At 47.3% G+C, this 1178-nt stretch carries 1 rRNA gene; it reads left to right on the top strand.

From position 1 onward, the window contains the following. Positions 1 to 1178, top strand: a 23S ribosomal RNA gene (locus QUA53_RS29025); the annotation flags it as partial.

Consider the following 1178-nt stretch of genomic DNA (forward strand, 5'->3'; position numbering starts at 1 on the left):
ATGACCTGTGGATAGGGGTGAAAGGCCAATCAAACTGAGAGATAGCTCGTTCTCCCCGAAATGTTTTTAGGAACAGCCTCGGATTTAAGAAGTGTGTTAGAGGTAGAGCTACTGATTGGGCTAGGGGGCTTCACCGCCTACCAAACCCTGACAAACTCCGAATGCTAACACATATCTCCGGGAGTGAGGCTGCGGGCGCTAAGGTCCGTGGCCGAGAGGGAAATAACCCAGATTAGCAACTAAGGTCCCTAATACGTAGTTAAGTTGAACAAACGAGGTGAGACTTCTATAACAGCCAGGATGTTTGCTTGGAAGCAGCAATTCATTTAAAGAGTGCGTAACAGCTCACTGGTCGAGAGGTCTTGCGCGGAAAATGATCGGGCATCAAACTACGAACCGAAGTTCTAAAATTGTACTTGTACAATTGGTAGGGGAGCATTGAAATCTGCTGCGAAGGTGTCTGGTGATGGATGCTGGAGCGATTTCAAAAGAAAATGTAGGAATGAGTAGCGATAAAAGTAGTGAAAAACTACTTCGCCGAAAGTCCAAGGTTTCCTGATCAATGTTAATCAGATCAGGGTTAGTCGGGTCCTTAGGGAAAGCCGAAAGGCGCACCTGATGGAAAGTTGGTTAATATTCCAACACTTGCTTTTGTTTCGATGGAGTGACGGGGTAGTGAAAGATCCGCGGACGTACGGATGTGTCCGTTAAAGCGTGTAGATATATTTTTTGCAGGTAAATCCGCAGAGAATGTCGAACGTGATAGTACCGCAAAGCTTCGGCTGCGTGGATAGTGATCCTAATCAGACCTCCGAGAAAAACTTCTAAGGTTAGGCTTAAGCAACCCGTACCGTAATCCGACACAGGTGGACGAGATGAATATTCTAAGGCGCTCGGGTGAGCCATGGAGAAGGAACTAGGCAAATTGACGCTGTAACTTCGGGATAAAGCGTACCATCTTCGGATGGTCTCAGTAAAATGGTTCAACCAACTGTTTAGCAAAAACACAGGGCCCTGCAAAATCGAAAGATGACGTATAGAGCCTGATACCTGCCCGGTGCTGGAAGGTTAAGGAAGGATGTTCGGCGCAAGCCAAAGCTTCTGACTGAAGCCCCAGTAAACGGCGGCCGTAACTATAACGGTCCTAAGGTAGCGAAATTCCTTGTCGGGTAAGTTCC

Source organism: Microcoleus sp. Pol12B3 (assembly GCF_036701355.1).
Lineage (GTDB): Bacteria > Cyanobacteriota > Cyanobacteriia > Cyanobacteriales > Microcoleaceae > Microcoleus.